18 protein-coding genes are annotated in these 18,412 nt (G+C 69.6%); 15 read left to right on the forward strand and 3 right to left on the reverse strand.

All coding sequences use genetic code 11. The features are described from left to right. From K9D25_RS15365 to K9D25_RS15400, 8 genes are read left to right on the forward strand one after another with little or no spacing between them, the layout of a single operon-like run. Nucleotides 1–1,032 carry an AAA family ATPase gene (locus K9D25_RS15365; protein WP_244376480.1) on the forward strand — a complete coding sequence of 344 codons (1,032 nt, stop codon included), beginning with the start codon at nucleotides 1–3 and terminating at the stop codon, nucleotides 1,030–1,032. Further along, nucleotides 1,029–1,901: a DUF58 domain-containing protein gene (locus K9D25_RS15370; RefSeq protein WP_244376481.1), complete on the forward strand. Its 873-nt coding sequence runs from the start codon at nucleotides 1,029–1,031 to the stop codon at nucleotides 1,899–1,901. Before K9D25_RS15365 ends, K9D25_RS15370 begins: the two co-directional genes overlap by 4 nt. Next, nucleotides 1,902–2,840 (forward strand): nonribosomal peptide synthetase MxaA, encoded by a 939-nt coding sequence (locus K9D25_RS15375; RefSeq protein ID WP_244376483.1) that lies wholly within the window; start codon nucleotides 1,902–1,904, stop codon nucleotides 2,838–2,840. Then, nucleotides 2,837–3,916, forward strand: a complete 1,080-nt coding sequence (locus K9D25_RS15380) for a vWA domain-containing protein (protein ID WP_244376484.1) — start codon at nucleotides 2,837–2,839, stop codon at nucleotides 3,914–3,916. Before K9D25_RS15375 ends, K9D25_RS15380 begins: the two co-directional genes overlap by 4 nt. Beyond that, nucleotides 3,913–4,473: a hypothetical protein gene (locus K9D25_RS15385; protein WP_244376485.1), complete on the forward strand. Its 561-nt coding sequence runs from the start codon at nucleotides 3,913–3,915 to the stop codon at nucleotides 4,471–4,473. Before K9D25_RS15380 ends, K9D25_RS15385 begins: the two co-directional genes overlap by 4 nt. Further along, nucleotides 4,470–5,465, forward strand: coding sequence for a VWA domain-containing protein (locus K9D25_RS15390; protein ID WP_244376486.1), 996 nt, complete (start codon nucleotides 4,470–4,472; stop codon nucleotides 5,463–5,465). The genes K9D25_RS15385 and K9D25_RS15390 overlap by 4 nt, the downstream gene beginning before the upstream one ends. Before the next feature lie 11 nt (nucleotides 5,466–5,476). Then, the gene (locus K9D25_RS15395; protein WP_244376488.1) at nucleotides 5,477–6,004 is read left to right on the forward strand and encodes an SRPBCC family protein; all 528 of its coding nucleotides are present in this window, start codon (nucleotides 5,477–5,479) and stop codon (nucleotides 6,002–6,004) included. Between the two features lie 52 nt (nucleotides 6,005–6,056). After that, entirely contained in the window at nucleotides 6,057–7,031 is a 975-nt protein-coding gene (locus K9D25_RS15400; RefSeq protein WP_244376489.1) for a YncE family protein, read from the forward strand. Between the two features lie 451 nt (nucleotides 7,032–7,482). On the opposite strand, the gene K9D25_RS15405 is transcribed toward K9D25_RS15400, so the two are convergent. Beyond that, nucleotides 7,483–7,758, reverse strand: a complete 276-nt coding sequence (locus tag K9D25_RS15405) for a hypothetical protein (protein ID WP_244376490.1) — start codon at nucleotides 7,756–7,758, stop codon at nucleotides 7,483–7,485. A gap of 162 nt (nucleotides 7,759–7,920) precedes the next feature. On the opposite strand from K9D25_RS15405, the gene K9D25_RS15410 reads away from it, so the two are divergent. Continuing rightward, nucleotides 7,921–8,205 carry a DUF1488 family protein gene (locus K9D25_RS15410; RefSeq protein ID WP_244376491.1) on the forward strand — a complete coding sequence of 95 codons (285 nt, stop codon included), beginning with the start codon at nucleotides 7,921–7,923 and terminating at the stop codon, nucleotides 8,203–8,205. A gap of 63 nt (nucleotides 8,206–8,268) precedes the next feature. On the opposite strand, the gene K9D25_RS15415 is transcribed toward K9D25_RS15410, so the two are convergent. Both K9D25_RS15415 and K9D25_RS15420 read right to left on the reverse strand, forming a co-directional pair. Beyond that, nucleotides 8,269–8,706 (reverse strand): hypothetical protein, encoded by a 438-nt coding sequence (locus K9D25_RS15415; protein ID WP_244376492.1) that lies wholly within the window; start codon nucleotides 8,704–8,706, stop codon nucleotides 8,269–8,271. A gap of 101 nt (nucleotides 8,707–8,807) precedes the next feature. Beyond that, on the reverse strand, nucleotides 8,808–11,003 hold the full coding sequence (locus K9D25_RS15420) for a methyl-accepting chemotaxis protein (protein WP_244376493.1): 2,196 nt from the start codon (nucleotides 11,001–11,003) through the stop codon (nucleotides 8,808–8,810). Nucleotides 11,004–11,292: 289 nt separating this feature from the next. On the opposite strand from K9D25_RS15420, the gene ytfQ reads away from it, so the two are divergent. The 6 genes from ytfQ (at nucleotide 11,293) to K9D25_RS15450 (ending at nucleotide 18,411) form a co-directional block, all read left to right on the forward strand. Beyond that, a complete protein-coding gene (gene ytfQ / locus K9D25_RS15425) occupies nucleotides 11,293–12,258 on the forward strand; it encodes a galactofuranose ABC transporter, galactofuranose-binding protein YtfQ (protein ID WP_244376495.1) in 966 nt (321 codons plus the stop codon). Between the two features lie 100 nt (nucleotides 12,259–12,358). Next, the gene (locus tag K9D25_RS15430; protein WP_244376496.1) at nucleotides 12,359–13,897 is read left to right on the forward strand and encodes a sugar ABC transporter ATP-binding protein; all 1,539 of its coding nucleotides are present in this window, start codon (nucleotides 12,359–12,361) and stop codon (nucleotides 13,895–13,897) included. 10 nt (nucleotides 13,898–13,907) lie between these two features. After that, nucleotides 13,908–14,918, forward strand: a complete 1,011-nt coding sequence (locus K9D25_RS15435) for an ABC transporter permease (RefSeq protein WP_244376497.1) — start codon at nucleotides 13,908–13,910, stop codon at nucleotides 14,916–14,918. Continuing rightward, on the forward strand, nucleotides 14,915–15,907 hold the full coding sequence (gene yjfF / locus K9D25_RS15440; protein ID WP_244376499.1) for a galactofuranose ABC transporter, permease protein YjfF: 993 nt from the start codon (nucleotides 14,915–14,917) through the stop codon (nucleotides 15,905–15,907). Before K9D25_RS15435 ends, yjfF begins: the two co-directional genes overlap by 4 nt. Continuing rightward, on the forward strand, nucleotides 15,904–16,650 hold the full coding sequence (locus K9D25_RS15445) for a FadR/GntR family transcriptional regulator (RefSeq protein WP_244376500.1): 747 nt from the start codon (nucleotides 15,904–15,906) through the stop codon (nucleotides 16,648–16,650). Before yjfF ends, K9D25_RS15445 begins: the two co-directional genes overlap by 4 nt. Nucleotides 16,651–16,662: 12 nt before the next feature. Continuing rightward, nucleotides 16,663–18,411: an IlvD/Edd family dehydratase gene (locus K9D25_RS15450; protein WP_244376502.1), complete on the forward strand. Its 1,749-nt coding sequence runs from the start codon at nucleotides 16,663–16,665 to the stop codon at nucleotides 18,409–18,411. Nucleotide 18,412: the final 1 nt, after the last annotated feature.

Genomic DNA, 18,412 nt, shown 5'->3' on the forward strand with positions numbered 1-18,412 from the left:
ATGCATCTCGTCCGCGATCCCGATTCCGTGCTGGCGGACTGGCACGCCCACGCGCTGCGCTTCGAGCGCGAGATCGGCAAGGTGGTGCTGGGGCAGGAACGGGTCATCCGCCTGCTGACCATCGCCACCTTCGCGCGCGGCCATGTGCTGCTGGAAGGCGATGTCGGCGTCGGCAAGACCACGCTGCTGCGGGCCATGGCCCGCGCCATCGGCGGCGCCTTCGAGCGCATCGAGGGCACGATCGACCTGATGCCGGGCGATCTCGTCTACCATGCCCATCTCGGCGAGGACGGCAAGCCGCGCATCGACCCCGGCCCGCTGCTGCGCCAGGGTGAGGACCTCTCCATCTTCTTCTTCAACGAGATCAACCGCGCCCGCCCCCAGGTGCATTCGCTGCTGCTGCGGCTGATGGCGGAGCGCTCGGTCTCGGCCTTCAACCGCGAATACCGTTTCCCGCATGTGCAGGTCTTCGCCGACCGCAACCGGGTGGAGCGCGAGGAGACCTTCGAACTGCCCGCCGCCGCTCGCGACCGCTTCCTGATGGAGGTGCAGGTGGCGATGCCGGAAGCGGAGGAAGCCCGGCGCGCGCTGGTGTTCGATCCGCGCTTCCACGATGTCGACGCGCTGCTGATGGATGTGGAGAGCGGCGTGCTCGACCCGCAGGCGCTCGGCACCGTCGCCCGCGCCATCCAGATCGGCGTGCGCACCAGCCCGGCGCTGGAAGCCTACACGCTGGCGCTGTGGGAAGGCGTGCGCCATCCCGGCGCGCTCGGCCTCACCATCGAGGGCGTGTCGATGGACCGGGTGGTGCAGGGCGGCGCCAGCCCGCGCGGCATGAGCTACCTCATCCGTGCCGCCCGTGTGCGGGCGTGGCTGGAAGGGCGCGACATGGTGGTGCCGGAGGATCTGCGCGCCGTGTTTCCCGAAGTCATGGCGCACCGCATCTTCACCGATCCGGTCTACGAGATGCGCCGCGAACCCATCGTCGCCGCGCTCATCGCCGGCGTGTTCGAACGGGTGCCGGCGCCATGACGGCGACGCCGCGCGACACGCCGACCGCCGACGATCTGCGCCCGCTTCCCTATCGCCTGCGCTGGCGGCCGGAGGGCATCTTTCCCGGCGCCCATCCCGGGCGGGGCGAGGGCGCGGAGGGTGAGTTCCGCCGCCATGTCTCGCTGCTGCGACAGCCAGATCCCCGCCGCATCGACCTGCGCGTCTCGCTGCGCGATCCCTATGGCGAATTGCATGTGCGGCAGTTTGCGCCGCGCCGCGCCGTGCCGGTGGCGATGCTGGTCGATCTCTCCGGCTCCATGCGCTTCGGCGCGGCGGTGGCCGGTCCTGTGGCGGAACTCGGCGCGCTGCTGGCGCTGTCCGCCGTGCGCTCCGGCGACACTTTCGCGCTGTTCGGCTGCGACGAAGCGGTGAACGAGGCCGCCAGCCTGACGCTGTCGCGCCGGCGCGGACTGGAGGCGGAGGTGCGCGAGCGGCTGATGGCGGCGCAACCCCGCGGCGCCGGTGCGGCCGGCCTGTTCGAGGCCGCCGGCCGCCTGCCGGGGCGTCGTTCCCTGGTGTTTCTGGTGTCGGATTTCCTCATGCCGGCGGCCGAGATCGAGCGCCTGCTCGACGCGCTGTGGCGGCACGATGTGGTCCCCGTCGTGCTGCGCGACGGCGCGGTGGAAGAAGACCTGCCGCGCTGGGGGCTGATCGAACTCGGAGATTTGGAGACCGGCGCGGCACGGCTCGTCTTCATGCGCCCGGCCTTGCGCGCCCGCTGGCTGCGCGCGGCGCGCGAGCGGCAGGCGGCGCTGGCGGCGCTGTTCGCCCGTCGTGGCCTGCGCCCGGTTGGACTCAAGGACGCGCTCGACACCGACGCGCTGGCCCAGCGGCTGATGGAGGGCTAAATGCGCCGGCTTGCCCGCCTCGTCGCGACCCTGAGTGTGCTGGCGCTGACGGCGGCCCCCGCCCTCGCCCAGCTGCGCGGCGTGGAACTCTACGCCCCGCGCAGCTTCGGCCATGTCATCGGCGACACGCTCACCCTCACGGCCGAGATCGCGCTCGACGCGCCTTTCGTGCTCGATTCCGCCTCGCTGCCCACCCCGCGCGCGCTCAATTACTGGCTCGACCTCAGGGATGTGCGGGTGAAGGACAGGGGCGTCCGTGAGGGCGTCCACCGCTACACGCTCGACCTCGTCTACCAGACCTTCTATGCGCCGCTGGAGCCGCGCCGGCTCACCATCCCCGCCGTCGCCCTGTTCGCCGTCGATGGCGAGCGGCGGGTGGCGGTGGACGTGCCGAGCTGGTCGTTCCTCATGTCGCCGCTGCGCGAGATCGTCGCCACTGGGCCGGGCCCGGCCATGGCGCTGCGGCCGGACATCGCCCCGCGTCCGCTGCCCACGGCGCCGCTGACGCGTGGGCTGCTGCTCGCGCTCGGCGTGGCGCTGCTCTCCCTTCTGCTCCTCGCCTGGCAGATGGGCTGGGGACCGTTCGGCCACCGCCGGTCGCGCCCCTTCGCGCGGGCGGCGCGGGCGATACCGTCAGGGCTGGCCGCGCCGGCGGGCGATCCCGCGCTGGCCGACCCGCGCTACACCCGCGCGCTGCAGACGCTGCACCGGGCCTTCGATGCCACCGACGGCAAGGGTGTGTTCGCCGAGGACCTGCCCGGCTTCTTCGAGCGCCACGCCGCCTTCCGAACGGCGGAGGCGGAGGTGCGCCGCCTGTTCGCTGCCTCCCGCCGCGCCTTTTTCGGTGCCGACCCCGCCGGGGCGCAGCGCGAATTGCCGCCGGCCGAGCTGGTGGCGCTGGCGCGCCGGCTGCGCGCGGTCGAGCGGGGCACGGCATGAACGCCGCCGGCGCCGTCTGGGACGGGCTGACGCGCGGCTGGGGCGTCGATCACCCCGCCATGCTGGCGCTGCTGCTGCTCGCCGTGCTGCCGCTGCTGGCCACCCCCTTCCGCCGGCGCGGCATCGCCGCCACGAGCCTGATCCCGGACGATCCTCTGTCGCGGATCATGGGCGTGGGCCTGCGGCTGGCCGGCGTCGTGGCCATGGTGGCACTGGTGCTCGGGCTCGCCGGCCTGCACCGGCGCGAGCAGAGCGTCGAGCGCGAGGGCACCGGCGCGCATCTCGTGCTGCTGCTCGACCGGTCCTCCAGCATGGATAACAGCTTCGCCGGCCGCGCCCCCACCGGCGACCAGGAATCGAAATCCGCCGCCGCCAAGCGCCTGCTGGCGGAGTTCGTCGCCCGCCGCCCGCATGACCGCATCGCGGTGGCCGCCTTCTCCACCTCGCCCATGCCGGTGCTGCCACTGACCGATCATCACGAGGTGGTGGACGCGGCGATCGACGCCATCGACCGGCCGGGCCTCGCCTTCACCGATGTCGGGCGCGGACTGGCGCTCGCCTTCTCCTCTTTCGCCGACGACACGGACGAAGCCTCGCGCGCCGTGCTGCTGGTGTCGGATGGCGCGGCGCTGATCGACCGCCGGGTGCAGGAGGCGCTGCGCGACGCGGCGGCACGCACGCCGCTGCATCTCTACTGGCTGTTCCTGCGCACGCGCGGGGCGCAGGGCATTTACGACGTGCCGGCCTCGGGCGATGATTCCGCGCAGGCCAATCCGGAGCGGCATCTCCACCTGTTCCTGCAGAGCCTCGGACTGCCCTACCGCGCCTTCGAGGCTACCAGCCCTGAAGCGGTGGCGCAGGCGATCACCGAGATCGACCGGCAGGAAACCCGGCCGATCCGCTATGCCGAGCGCATTCCCCGCCGCGATCTCGCCCGCCCGGCCTTTCTCGTCGCCGCCCTCGCCGTGGCGCTGCTGCTGGCCGCCAAGCTGGCCGAGCGGCAGCTGCGCCCGGCGGGCCGCCGGCTGGCAGGCGCGACGCCGCTTCCCGCCGCCGATCTGAGGAGGGCCGCATGAGGCTGAGACGCCTGGCGCTGTTCGCCACCGGGACCGTGCTGTTCGCCAGTCTCGCCGCCGCCTCCTGGCTCGGCGCCCGGCTCATCGTGGTCGAGCGCGACAACGGCCTCATCGCGTCGCTCAATGCCGGCCATGACCTCGCCATCAGCGCCGAGGACCCGCCGGAACTCGTTTTCGCCCGGCTGCATTTCCTCGCCACGCGCGACCGGCTGGACGAGGCGCAGCCGCTGCTCAACCAGCTCGCCGGCGGGGCGGACCGGCGCCTCGCCGTCGCCGCGCTCTACGACATGGCCAATGCCCGGCTGCGGGTGGCTTTCAACCATCTCGAATCCAACCGCATCGACCCTGCCATTCCGCTGGTGCGGCTCGCCAAGGACAATTACCGCCGCGCCCTCACCCTCGATCCCGGCTTCTGGGACGCGAAATACAATCTCGACATCGCCATGCGGCTGGTGCGCGACTTTCCGCAGATCGAGCTGGAGGGCGAGGAACTCCCGCCCGAGGCGGTGAAGAAGCTGTGGACCGACCTTCCCGGCCTGCCGCGGGGGTTGCCATGAGGGGGCGCGCAGCGACCAGCCATGGCCTCGGCCACCGTCGGGACTGGCGGTTCTGGCTGCTGCTGGCGGCGCTGCTCGCCATCCTCGCCGCGCTGTTCGCCCCGCGCATCGTCCAGACCGGCACCGTGCGCGACGTGCTGGTGGTGGTCGACGTGACCGGCAGCATGAATGTCCGCGACGCGCTGAGCGAGGGGCGCCCCGCCACCCGCCTCGCCGCCGCCAAGGGCGCGGCGCGCGACATCCTCGCCGGCCTGCCCTGCGGCTCGCGTCTCGGCCTCGCCATCTTCACCGAGCGGCGCAGCTTCCTGCTGTTCGAGCCGGCGGAAGTCTGCGGCAATTTCGCCGCCATCGCCGGCTCCATCGACGATCTCGACTGGCGCATGGCCTGGGAGGGCGACAGCTATGTCGCGCGCGGCGTGCATTCGGGCCTCGAGCTGGCCGCCGGGCTCAAGGCCGACCTCATCTTCATGACCGATGGGCACGAGGCCCCACCCCTGCCCGGTGGCGCCCTGCCGAGCTTCGACGGCAAGCCCGGCGAGGTGGCCGGGCTCCTTGTCGGCATTGGCGGCGCGGACCCCTCCCCGATCCCGAAGTTCGATCAGGACGGGCGCGAGGTCGGCTTCTACGAGGAGCAGGACGTGCCGCAGGAAAACCGCATGGGTCCGCCGCCGGAGGATGCCGCCTCGCGCGCCGGCTGGAATCCGCGCAACGCCCCCTGGGGCGGGGAGGCCGCCACCGGGACGGAGCATCTGAGCGCGATGCGCGAGGAGCATCTGCGCGCGCTCGCCGCCCAGACCGGGCTCGGCTTCCTCGCGCTGGGCGCCGGCGGCGGGCTCATCGCCGCCGTCGAGGCCGACACGCGGCCGCGCCCGGTGGAGATGCGCGTCGACACGGCCGCCATCCCCGCCGCGCTGGCGCTGTTCTGCCTCGCGCTGCTCTTCGGCCTCGGTGCCACCACCTCGCGGCGCCCCGACCGCCTTCCCACCCGCTAAAGGACACGACCATGCTTCAACGACGTGCGTTTGCGCTCTGCCTGCTGCTCCTCGCCCCGGCTCTGGCCCTCGCCCATGGGCCGACGCCCCAGAGGGCCGACGAGACGCTGGTGATCGCCGCCCCGCCGGAGGCGGTGTGGGCCGTGCTCTCCCGCTTCGGCAGCCTCGGCGAGTGGCATCCGCTGGTGAAAAAGCTGGAGGCCACCGGCGGCGACGCCTCCGGCGCCGAGCGCGTGGTGACGCTGGAGAAGGGTGAGATCAAGGAGGGGCTGGACGAGATCGACCCCGCCGCCCACCGCATCTCCTATCGCCTGCTCACCGAGAATGCCGAGGCGATCCCGGTCAGCTTCTACACCCAGACCATCGAGGTGAAGCCGGATGGCGCCGGCAGCCTGGTGACGTGGGATGCCCGCTTCTACCGCGCCGACACCACCAACGAGCCGCCGGAGGACCGCAATGACGAGGCCGCCGTGGCGGCGATGACCGATTTCATCAAGCAGGGCCTCAAGGGGCTTCAGGCGAAGGTGACCGGCAAATGAGCGGCGCGCGGGGGGGGGCGCGGTGAGGGCGGGGGCGGCTTCCCGCCGCGCCGTGCTTGCGTTCGCCGTTTCCACGCTTGCTGTGCCCTTCGCGGCGGGCCCTTCGCGGGCCGAGCCGCCCTCCCCGCTGATGGCGGTGGTGTCGCAGAAGGCGGCGGAGGTGGCGCTGGTCGATATCGACGCGCGGGCCGTGCGGGCGGTGATCGGCGTCGCCGCCGTGCCCGCCGGCCTCGCCGCCAGCCCGGATGGGGCGACGCTCTACGTCACCCATCCCGATCTCAGCCTCGTCAGCCGCATCGACCTCGCGGCGCGGCGGGTGACGGCGACGTTCAAGGCCGGGCTGGAGCCGTTCGGGATCGCCGTCACCCCGGACGGGCGTGCCCTTCTGGTCAGCGACTGGAGCGGCGACGCCCTGATCCGGCTCGATGCCGCCACCGGCGCCGAGACCGGCCGCGTGGCGATCGGCAAGGCGCCGGCGGGGCTGGTGCTGGATGCGGCCGGCGCCCTCGCCTATGTCGCCGACCGCGAAAGCAATCAGGTCAGCGTGGTGCGGGTCGCCGATATGAGCCGTGTCGCCACCGTGCCGGTGGGACGCGCGCCCTTCGCTCTGGCGCTTTCGCCGTCCAGTGACCGGCTCTATGTCGCCAATGTGCAGAGCGGCGATCTCTCCATCCTCGACACCGGCGCCGCGCCGCGCGAGATCGCTCGGGTCAAGATCGGGCTCATGCCCTATGGGGTGGCGGTGACGCCGGATGGAAGCCGCGTGCTGGTGAGCAACCAGCAGAGCGGCCGGCTGGCCGTGCTGGATGCCGGCACCCGCGCGATAGCACCGGAGCAGCCCCGGCTCGGCAGCTTTCCCGAGGGCATCGCGGTGGCCTCCCCCACCCGCGCGGCGGCGGTCGACTGGGCGGAGGACGAGGTGGTGGTGATCGATATCGGCACCAGCGCCCTGCTCGGCCGCATCAAGGTCGGCACCAGCCCGCGCAATCTGATCGCCCTGCCGATGGGCGCTATCTCTCCGAGATAACCATTCTCGTGCCGAATATCCGGTCGCTGTCCGGCGCTAGGCATCCAATATGCGTCGATTGAATTCTTTCATATCTTTCCATGACTTTATTGATCGATACTCTACTTTCAAGAGTGGCCTCTGAAGCAACGTCGTCAATGTAAGGATCGGCGAAAGGATCGTGACGATAGGAACAAAAAAAGCTGTTGGAATTAGTAGGGCTTCAATAAGCGTTCGGTCTTGTTTGAAATAAAATCTGTAGAAACTTACTATCATAAAAACGACAAGGACGGATATCAGCCAACGTGACAACACGACGGCAAAGTCCGCCAGTCCAAGCGCCTTGATGGCCGAAGGCCTCATGAATTGTGCCCAGCTACATGCCTGAGATACATGTAGCAAATCCCTCCGAGGCACTCAACGCACTCTCATCTTTCGAGCCGAGCTTTCAGCTCGGCACTCGCAGCCCCGCTCACCCTTCCCAGTTGATGCGTGGCATCTCGCGCTGCACCGCATGGACGGCGGCGCGCAGCTGGTCGTGCCGCCATTGCCGGTAGGCCGGGCCGCCGCCAGTGGATTTCGCGATGCGGGCGGCCCAGTTTGGCGCGTCGCCCAGCGCCTCGACGGGATAGATGCCGACATCGCGGCTGTCGATGCGGCCAAGGCGGGCCTCCACCGTCTCGGCGATCCGCCGTGTCACGTCGGTTGGCGTCACGTCGGTTGGCGTCACGTCGGTTGGCGAAATCATCGCATCGTTCTCATTCCGTGCCCGAGGCATCTGGATATGAAATGCCATTGTGGGGGCATGATGGCCAATATTCGCTAACGTGATCTAAAGCCGCATGCGCGCCGAAGTGCCTGCGAACTTCTACCGTCCTGCCGGGTTGTCCTTGTCAGCAAGGAGGTAGTCATGACACTTCATCATTCGGCCAAGCCAGCGGAAGATGTTACCGACCAGAAGGTGATCCGGTTTTTCTTTCGGGGCGACGACGACATCGTCGAATGCCTCGTCGGCTGGGACGCGCTGGAGCGGCTGGAGAACAGCCCGCTCGCCAGTCGCGCCGACCGGCTCGCCCGGTTCGAGCAGCACCGCCCGCGCATCGAGGCGGCGGCGCTGCGCAAGATGGGCGAGGCCGGCAGCCCGCGCCCGCTCACCCTTGGCGCCGGGGATGTGATCGACGGGCCGGCGCTCTGACGCTGCCCGTCCCCTCGCGCGCAAACAGTTCGGCCGCCTCCCGTGGAGGCGGCCGTTTCGCTTTTAGCCCGGGATCAGCTTTTCCGCCTCGTCGAGCGCCTTGCCGCAGGCAGCCGCGTCACCGGCGGCGTCGGCCATGCGCGCCCGCTTCATGGCGCCGTCGAGCTGGTCGGCGGTGGTGGCACCGCCTTCCGCCGCCGTCTTCTGGCCCGAGGTCTGGGCGCGGACATCGGCGGGCGAAGCGGCCTTGCCGGCCAGCGTCTCGTTCATGCCGGTGGTGCCGCCGGTCCCCGGCGCCTCGCCGGCGCGCGGCGTGGCCGCATCGGGGGCAGTGGTGCCGGCCGCCGGCAGATTGGTCGGGCCGGAGCCGGCGTCGCTGGCGGAGACCTTCTTCTCCAGCTGGGTGAGGCGGTCCGTGCAGGGGCCGGCGACGGCGGCGCCGGCACCGAGGGTCAGCACCCCGGCAAGGCTAAGAATTGCGGTATTTGCGAACAGTTTCATGGCGTTCCTCCTGCCAAAGTAGCTTGGCTGAGGGAACAACTTCCCGGTCCCCCGCCCGTTCCCGCCCGGTCCGTGGAGACACCGGGCGGGTCGGCGCGGGCTCAGGCGGCGCGGACCGTCTCCAGGAACTCGTCCATCACCGACCGCAAGGTGCGGGATTGCTGGGCGAGTGTGGCGGCGGCGTCCTGCACCTGCGTCGCGGCGCGGGTGGAGTCGGAGGCGGCGTTGTTGATGCCGAGAATATTGCTCGCCACCTGTTCCGTGCCTTGCGAGGCGCGGCTCACATTCTGGGCGATCTCGCGCGTGGCGGCGCCCTGCTGTTCGACCGAGACGGCGATGGTGCCGGCGATGTTGTTGATCTGCCCGATCACATCGGTGATGACCACGATGGCGGTGGAAGAACTGGCGGTGGCCGCCTGGATCTCGGTGATCTGGGTTTCGATCTCCGCCGTCGCCTGCGCGGTCTGTTCGGCCAGCTGCTTCACCTCGGAGGCCACCACCGCGAAGCCCTTGCCGGCATCGCCGGCACGCGCGGCTTCGATGGTGGCGTTGAGCGCGAGCAGATTGGTCTGGCCGGCGATGTTGCGGATCAGGTCGATGATCTGCCCGATCTTGCCGGCGGCGACCGACAGCGCCCGCACCTTGGTGGCGGTGGAGTCCGCCTCGCTCGCCGCCATCGCCGCGACCCGCGCGGAATCGTCGGTCTGCCGCTTGATCTCGGCGATGGAGGAGGCCAGCTCCTCCGCCGCCGAGGCGACTGTCTGCACATTGGACGCGGCTTCCTCGGAGGCCGCTGCCGCCGTGCCGGTTTCCCCGGCGACGCGCGCGGTGGCGGAGGTCATGGTCTGCGCCGCGCCCGAGATCTGCGTGGAGGCCGAGCCGACGCCGTTCACCACCTCGCCCATGGCGTTCTCGAAGCCCTCGGCGAGGCGAAGCATGGTCGCCCGCCGCTCCTCATCCTGCCGCAGCCGGTTGGCTTCGACATCCAGCGCCTGCTGGCGGGCCTTCTCCTCGATGCCGAGGCGGATCTGGTCGACGGCGCGGGAAATGTCGCCGATCTCGTCCTTGCGGTTGGCGCCGGCGATCTCGGCGACATGCTCGCCCGAGGCCATGCGACGCAGCGCGGCGGTGAGGCGGGAAATCGGCCCGGAGACGCCGCTGGCGACAAAGGCCATGGCGATCAGCGCCAGCACGGTGACGCCGATGGCCGACACGATCTGCCAGAACAGGTCGATGCCGGCGCGCTCGTCCAGCGCGTCGCGCAGGTGGATCGCTTCCGCCATGACCAGCGCCTGCGGCACGGTGATGATGAGCGACCAGCTGGCGCCGGTCCGCCCGAGCGCGATCGGCGCATAGACCTTGAGCACGTCCTGCGCCGCGTCGACCTTCACCGCCGACTGGCCCTCGCGCAGAATGGTCATGTCCTTGGCCGCGTCCGGCTCGATGGCGTCGAACGCGCCGCCGATCGCCTGCGGCTTGGCGCTGGAGGCGACCACCAGCCCGGCATTGGTGACGATGGAGACCGTCCCCTTGCCGTCATAGATCGAGGCATCGACCTTTTCCGCGAGGGTCTGGACGAAGGAGAGGTCGAAATCGGCGCCGGCGACGCCGGCGAACACCCCGCCCAGCGTGATCGGCACCGACATTGTGGCGAGGAACACCGGCTTGCCCTGAACGATATAGGGCAGCGGCGCGAGGATGCTTTCCTTGCCGTCGGTCTGCGGGCCGATGAACCAGCCGCCCTTCATCACCCCGTTAGGGTGCAGGTCGCGGCTGTCATATTCCACCAGCGGCTGCAGCGCGATCCGCCCGTCGGCATCGCGTGTCCAATAGGGCAGCGCCCGGCCGGTGGCGTCGGAGCCGATATCCTTGCGGTCGATGAAGCGGCTGTCGTCGCCGTCGAGCGCGCCGGGCATCCAGGCGCTGTAGGTGCCGTTAAAGCGCGGATTGTCCTTAAGCACGCCGAGCAGCACGGCGTTCAGCTGCGCGCGGCGCTGCTCCAGCGGCGAGCCCGCGACATCCGGCTTGCTCGCCACCACTTCCAGCGCGCGCGCCATGTTGCGGGCGGCGTTGAAGGCGGAATCGACCTCGGTCTGGACGATGCCGGCCTGGGTGGAGGCGAGCCGCTGCAGCGATTCCTGGCTGAGGCGTTCGAGAAGATTTTCGACGCTGCCCGAAACGTAGTTCGAGGTCTGGGCGGCGGAATAGATGCCATAGCCGACAAGCGCGCCGGTGGCCGTCAGCACACAGACGGCGGACAGCGAAATGATCTTGAATTTAATGGAATGGATGTTCACCGGCACCAGGCCCCTTTGCGTCCAGGAAGCGCGCAAGGTTCGGGCCGGGGCTTGCGCCAGGCTGGTTTTGCCGGCGCCTAAGCAGTTCTACGGACAAGCGGTGCGGCTCGTTATCGCTTCGTCTTTGCGGGCTGGGAGAGGCGCCGTCACCGGCGCGCGGAGCCGGTCCGCGCGCGTGTTAAAAAGTCAAACAGTATGACTATTCAGTCTCGAAAGACTGTGGCATAGATTCCCGGCCGGCAAGCGCCCGCAAGTGGCGCGACGGTGTTACCTCACGGGAGAAACGCCAATGAATTTCAGGGCCTTGCTGCTCGCGTCCGCCGTGTCCGGCGCGCTGTTCTCGGTCGGCGCGCAGGCCGCCGACATGACCATCGGCTTCTCGCAGATCGGCTCGGAATCGGGCTGGCGCGCGGCCGAGACCACCGTTTCCAAGGCCAAGGCCAAGAAGCGGAACATCAATTTCAAGATCGCCGACGCCCAGCAGAAGCAGGAAAACCAGATCAAGGCGATCCGCGCCTTCGTCGCCCAGGGCGTGGACGCCATCTTCCTCGCGCCCGTGGTCGCCACCGGCTGGGATTCGGTGCTGAAGGAGGCCAAGGAGGCGAAGATCCCGGTCGTGCTGCTCGACCGCGACATCGACCCCTCCGGCAAGGAGCTCTATCTCACCGCCGTCACCTCCGACAGCGTGCATGAAGGCAAGGTTGCCGGCGAATGGCTGGTGAAGACCGTCGCCGGCAAGCCGTGCAATGTGGTGGAGCTTCAGGGCACGGTCGGCGCCTCCGTCGCCACCAACCGCAAGAAGGGCTTTGAGGACGGCATCGCCGGCGCCTCCAACGTCAAGATCGTCCGCAGCCAGACCGGCGACTTCACCCGTGCCAAGGGCAAGGAAGTGATGGAGAGCTTCATCAAGGCGGAAGGCGGCGGCAAGAACATCTGCGCCGTCTACGCCCATAATGACGACATGATGGTCGGCGCCATCCAGGCGATGAAGGAAGCCGGGCTGAAGCCGGGCACGGAAATCCTCACCGTCTCCATCGACGCCGTGCCGGATATCTTCAAGGCCATGGCGGCGGGTGAGGCCAATGCCACGGTGGAACTGACCCCCAACATGGCCGGCCCCGCCTTCGACGCGGTGATCGCCTATAAGGAAAAGGGCACCGTGCCGCCGAAGTGGATCCAGACCGAATCCAAGCTCTACACCCAGGCCGACAACCCGATGGCGGTCTACGAATCCAAGAAGGACCTCGGCTACTGAGCAGGTGCCGCTGCGGTCCTCGCCCGCAGCCCCTGCCCTGCGCGGGCCGGCTTTTCCTCCGGCCGGCTCGCGCCGCTTTCCCGCCGCTTCCGAGGCCGTCATGCACGCCACCGAAACGTCCCCGCGCCCGCTGCTGACCGTGACCGGCTTCTCAAAGTCCTTTGCCGGCTTCGTGGCGCTCGACCGCGTCGACTTCACCCTGCGTCCGGGCGAGATTCACGCGCTGCTGGGCGAGAACGGCGCCGGCAAGTCCACCCTGATCAAGACCATGACCGGCGTGGTGGCGCGCGATGCCGGGACCATGGCGCTCGACGGCGTCGAGATTGCCCCGCGCTCGGCCGAAGAGGCGGTGCGCATGGGGCTCGCCACCGTCTATCAGGAGGTCAATCTCGCGCCCAACCTTTCCGTGGCGCAGAACCTGTTTCTCGGCCGCCAGCCGACCCGCTTCGGCCTGGTGCGCGAGGGCGAGATGCGCCGGCGCGCCCGCGCCCTGCTCGCCGAGTTCGGCCTGTCCATCGACGTCGCCGCGCCGCTGGAGAGCTATTCCGTCGCCGTGCAGCACATCGTCGCCATCGCCCGCGCGGTCGACCAGTCGGCCCGCGTGCTCATTCTCGACGAACCGACCGCCAGCCTCGACGCGCATGAGGTCGAGGTGCTGTTCGCGGTGATGCGCCAGCTCAAGGCGCGCGGCATCGGCATCGTCTTCGTCACCCATTTCCTCGATCAGGTCTACGCCATCTGCGACCGCATCACCGTGCTGCGCAATGGCCGCCTCGCCGGCAGCGCCCCCATCGCGGAGATGCCGCGGCTCGATCTGGTGCGGCTGATGCTGGGGCGCGAGCTGAGCGAGGCGACGACCGAGCGCCCGCCGCGCACGGAGGACGCCCCCGCCGACGCGGTCGCGGCCTTTCGCGGCTTCGGCAAGGAGGGCATGGTCGCCCCCTTCGACCTCACCTTGCGCGCCGGCCATGTCGTCGGCCTCGCCGGGCTTCTGGGCTCGGGGCGGACGGAGACGGTGCGGCTCGTCTTCGGCGCCGACCGTGCCGATTGCGGCACGGCGGAAGTCGGCGGCCACGCCGTGTCCATCGGCTCGCCGCGCGAGGCCATGGCGCTCGGCTTCGGCTATTGCCCGGAGGAGCGCAAGACCGAGGGCATCGTCGCCGATCTCACCGTGCGCGAGAACATCGTGCTGGCGCTGCAGGCCCGGCGCGGCGCGCTCGCCCCGCTGTCGCGGCGCGAGCAGGACGCCATTGCGGCGAAGTTCATCCGCCTGCTCGACATCCGCCCGCCGGACCCGGAACGGCCCATCGGCCTGCTCTCGGGCGGCAATCAGCAGAAGGCGCTGCTCGCCCGCTGGCTCGCCACCGCCCCGCGCCTGCTGATCCTCGACGAGCCGACGCGCGGCATCGATGTCGGCGCCCATGCCGAGATCATCCGGCTGATCCGCGAATTGTGCGCGGAGGGGATGGCGCTGCTGGTCGTTTCCTCCGAGCTGGAAGAGCTCGTCACCTATGCCGACGAGGTGATCGTGCTGCGCGACCGCGCCCATGTCGCCCGGCTCGGCGGAGAGCAGATCGACGTGGCCTCCATCCTCGCCGCCATTGCCGAGGCGCCCGCCGCCCCGCCGGCGGCAGCGTGAGGGGCGGACCATGGCCATGCGCTTTCCCCGTCTCGGCACCTCTCAGCTCCTCGCGCTCGGCGTGATCCTGCTCGCCAACTGGATGGTCTCGCCGCAATTCTTCGACATCCGCGTGCAGGACGGGCGGCTGTTCGGCAGCCTGATCGACGTGCTCAACCGCGGCGCGCCGGTGGCGCTGCTGTCCATCGGCATGGTGCTGGTCATCGCCATGCGCGGCATCGATCTCTCGGTCGGCGCGGTCATGGCGATTTGCGGCGCCATCGCCGCCAGCCTCGCCGACAGTCACGCCCTCCCCGTCGTGATCGCCGCCGCGCTCGGCGCCGGGCTGCTCTGCGGGCTGTGGAACGGCTTTCTCGTCGCCGTGCTCGGCATCCAGCCCATTGTCGCGACGCTGATCCTCATGGTGGCGGGGCGCGGCATCGCCCAGCTCATCACCGAGGGACGCATCGTCACATTCACCTCGCCGCAGCTCGCCTTTCTCGGCGGCGGGTCGGTGCTCGGCCTGCCGACGCCGGTCGTGCTGACGCTCGGCATGATGGCGCTGACGCTGCTGGTGGTGCGCGGCACCGCGCTCGGGCTGATGATCGAGGCCACGGGCGGCAATCCCCGCGCCAGCGCGCTGGCCGGCATCGGCACCCGCCTCATCACTGTCGCGGTCTATGTGTGGAGCGGCCTGTGCGCCGCGCTGGCCGGCATCGTCGCCAGCGCCGACATTCTCGGCGCCGACGCCAACAATGCCGGGCTGTGGCTGGAACTCGACGCGATCCTCGCCGTGGTGATCGGCGGCACCTCGCTGTTCGGCGGGCGCTTCTCCATCCTGCTCGCCGTGGTCGGCGCGCTCATCATCCAGGCGATGAACACGGGCATCTTGCTGTCCGGCTTTCCGCCGGAGACCAATCTGGTGGTGAAGGCGGTGGTGGTGCTCGCCGTGCTGCTCGCCCAGTCGCCCCGGCTCGGCGGTGCGCTGGCCGGGCTCGGCGTGCTGTTCAGCCGCGCGAAATCCGGAGGCCCGCGCCGATGATCCGCTCCCTTGGCCGGCTGACGCCGGTGCTCGCCACCGCTGCGGTATTCCTTGCCGGATTTGTCGTCTGCTCGCTCATCTACCCCAACTTCGCCTCGCTGCGGGTGGTGATGAACCTGCTCACCGACAACGCCTTCCTCGTCATCGTCGCCGTGGGCATGACCTTCGTCATCATCTCCGGCGGCATCGACCTCTCGGTCGGCTCGGTCATCGGCTTCACCACCGTGTTCCTCGCGCTGGCCATCGAGCGCTGGGGCGTGCCGCCGCTCGCCGCCTTCGCGCTCATCCTCGTGCTCTGCGCGCTGTTCGGCGCCTGTATGGGGGCGATCATCCAGTATTTCGAACTGCCGGCCTTCATCGTCACCCTGGCCGGCATGTTCCTGGCGCGGGGGGCGAGCTTCCTCCTGTCGACGGAATCGCTCCCCATCACCGCCGATCTCTACGCCCACCTCTCCGACCATGCCTTCCGCTTCGAGGGCGGCGCGCGCCTCACCGTGCCGGCGATGATCATGATCGCCGTCGTGCTCGCCGGCATGGTGCTGCTGCACCTCACCCGCTTCGGTGCCAATGTCTATGCGCTGGGTGGCTCGCGCACTGCGACGGGGCTGATGGGCATCAATGTCGCGCGCACCACGGTGCTGATCTACACCCTCTCCAGCGTGCTCGCCGGGCTCGCGGGAATCGTGTTCTCGCTCTACACCTCCTCGGGCTATTCGCTCTCCGCCGTCGGTGTCGAACTCGACGCCATCGCGGCGGTGGTGATCGGCGGCACGCTGCTCTCGGGCGGGTACGGCTTCATCTTCGGCTCCTTCCTGGGCGTGATGATCCAGGGCCTGATCCAGACCTACATCAGCTTCGACGGCATGCTGTCGAGCTGGTGGGCCAAGATCGCCACCGGCCTGCTGCTGTTCGCATTCATCGCCTTCCAGCAGCTCACCCTGCATCTGGCCCGTCGTTCGCGGCGCGCCCCGGCCGGAGCCCATCCATGAGCGCGCCCAAAACCTCGCCCAACACCTCGCAGATCATCGTCATCCCCACGCGCCGCTCGCATTCCAACCATGCGGAAGTGGCGCGGACCATCGGCATCGACATCATCGCCGGCCGCTATGGCGAGGGCGCCAAGCTGCCGGGCGATGCCGAGCTGACGCTGCTCTTCGGCGTGTCGCGGCCGGTGCTGCGGGAAAGCGTGAAGACGCTGGTGGCCAAGGGCCTGCTCTCCACCAAAGCGCGCGTCGGCACGGTGGTGCGGGAGCGCGCCGCCTGGAACATGTTCGACGCCGACGTACTGGCCTGGCATCTCGATGCCGGCATCGACAAGCGTTTCCTGCGCGATCTCTCGGAAATCCGCCTCGCGGTGGAGCCGCGCGCCGCCGCGCTGGCCGCCGAGCGCCGCAGCGCGGAACAGCTCGCGGTGATGCGCCGCGCCGTCGCGCAGATGAAGGACGAGCCCGGCGCCTCCGAAGGCTTCGCCGAGGCCGACCTGACGCTGCATGTGGAAGTGGCCACCGCCTCGGGCAACCCGTTCATGCGCTCGGTCGGCGCGGTGATCGAGGCGGCGCTGCGCGCCTCCTTCGTGCTCTCCGCCCCTGCCGACGCGCGCGAGCACGACATCGCCGTGGCCGCGCATGAGCGCATCGTCGAGGCGATCGCCGATGCCGATGCGGAGGCCGCCGCCGCCGCCATGACCAATGTGATTTTCAACGGCCTGCGCCGCCACGGCGCGGCGGGCTGACCGGGTGCCGAAATGAGCGATGACGGATCAACCAACGACAACAAGAAGCCTTTGCGTAGTCAGGCCTGGTTTGGCCGGCAGGACAAGATGGGGTTCTATTACCGCTCCTTCCTGAAGAATTCCGGCCAGCCGCAGGACCGTTTCGACGGCCGCCCGGTGATCGGCATCTGCAATACCTGGTCGGAACTCACCCCCTGCAACATCCATTTCCGCGACCTCGCCGAGCATGTGCGGCGCGGCGTGCTGGATGCGGGCGGCTATCCCCTGGAGTTCCCCGTCTCCTCGCTCGGCGAGGTGACGATGCGCCCCACCGCCATGCTCTTTCGCAACCTCGCCTCGATGGATGTGGAAGAGGCGATCCGCGCGCACCCGCTCGATGGCGTGGTGCTCTTGATGGGCTGCGACAAGACCACGCCGGCGCTGCTGATGGGAGCGGCCTCCGCCGATTTGCCGGCCATCGGCGTCTCCGGCGGGCCGCAGCTGCGCGGCAATTACCGCGGCCAGATCATCGGCTCCGGCACCAACATCATCTCGATGAGCGAGCAGCTGCGTGCCGGCGAGATCACCATGGCGGAGTTTCATGAGGCGGAAGCGGGCATGAACCGCTCGTCGGGCTCCTGCATGACCATGGGCACCGCTTCCACCATGGCCTCGATGGTGGAAGCACTCGGCATCGGCCTGCCCGAGAACGCCGCCATTCCCGCCGTCGACGCCCGCCGCAATTTGCTGGCCCGCATGGCCGGACGGCGCATCGTCGACATGGTGCACGAGGACCTGAAACCCTCCGACATCCTGACGCGGGAAGCGTTCGAGAACGCCATCCGGGCGCTGGCCGCCATTGGCGGCTCGACCAATGCGGTGGTGCATCTGCTCGCGCTCGCCGGGCGCGTCGGTGTCGATCTCACGCTAGCGGATTTCGACCGGCTCGGCCGCGACATTCACTGCCTCGTCGACCTGATGCCGTCGGGCCGCTTCCTGATGGAGGATTTCTACTATGCCGGCGGCCTGCCGGCGGTGCTGCGGGCGCTGGGCGAGCGCGGCCTGCTGAACAAGGACGCCCGCACGGTGAATGGCCGCACCCTGTGGGAGAATGTCGAGAAGGCGCCGAACTGGAACCCCGAGGTCATCACCCCCTTCGAGGCGCCGTTCAAGCCGGAAGCCGGCATCGCCATCCTCACCGGCAACCTCGCCCCGGACGGCGCGGTCATCAAGCCCTCCGCCGCCTCGCCGGAACTGATGCAGCACACCGGCCGTGCCGTGGTGTTCGAAAGCGTCGAGGAAATGCACCACGCGGTGAATGACGAGGCGCTGGACATCGACGCCTCCTGCATCATGGTGCTCAAGCATTGCGGCCCGAAGGGCTATCCGGGCATGGCCGAGGTCGGCAACATGCCCCTTCCCGCGAAGCTACTGCGTGAGGGCGTGCGCGACATGATCCGCATTTCCGATGCCCGCATGTCCGGCACTGCCTATGGCACCGTGGTGCTGCATGTCGCGCCGGAGGCCACCGCCGGCGGGCCGCTGGCGCTGGTCCGCAACGGTGATCTCATCACCCTCGACGTGCCCGCCCGCTCGCTGCACCTGCATGTGAGCGCGGAGGAGATGGCCGCCCGCCGCGCCGCCTGGGTGCCGCCGGAGCCGCACGCCGCGCGCGGCTATCAACGGCTTTACATCGACCACGTGCTGCAGGCCGACCGCGGCGCGGATTTCGACTTTCTGGTCGGGGGTTCGGGTTCGCCCGTTCCCCGCGACAATCACTGAG

Origin of the sequence: Ancylobacter polymorphus, from assembly GCF_022836935.1 — a bacterium.
In the GTDB taxonomy this organism is placed as follows: Bacteria; Pseudomonadota; Alphaproteobacteria; order Rhizobiales; family Xanthobacteraceae; genus Ancylobacter; species Ancylobacter polymorphus_A.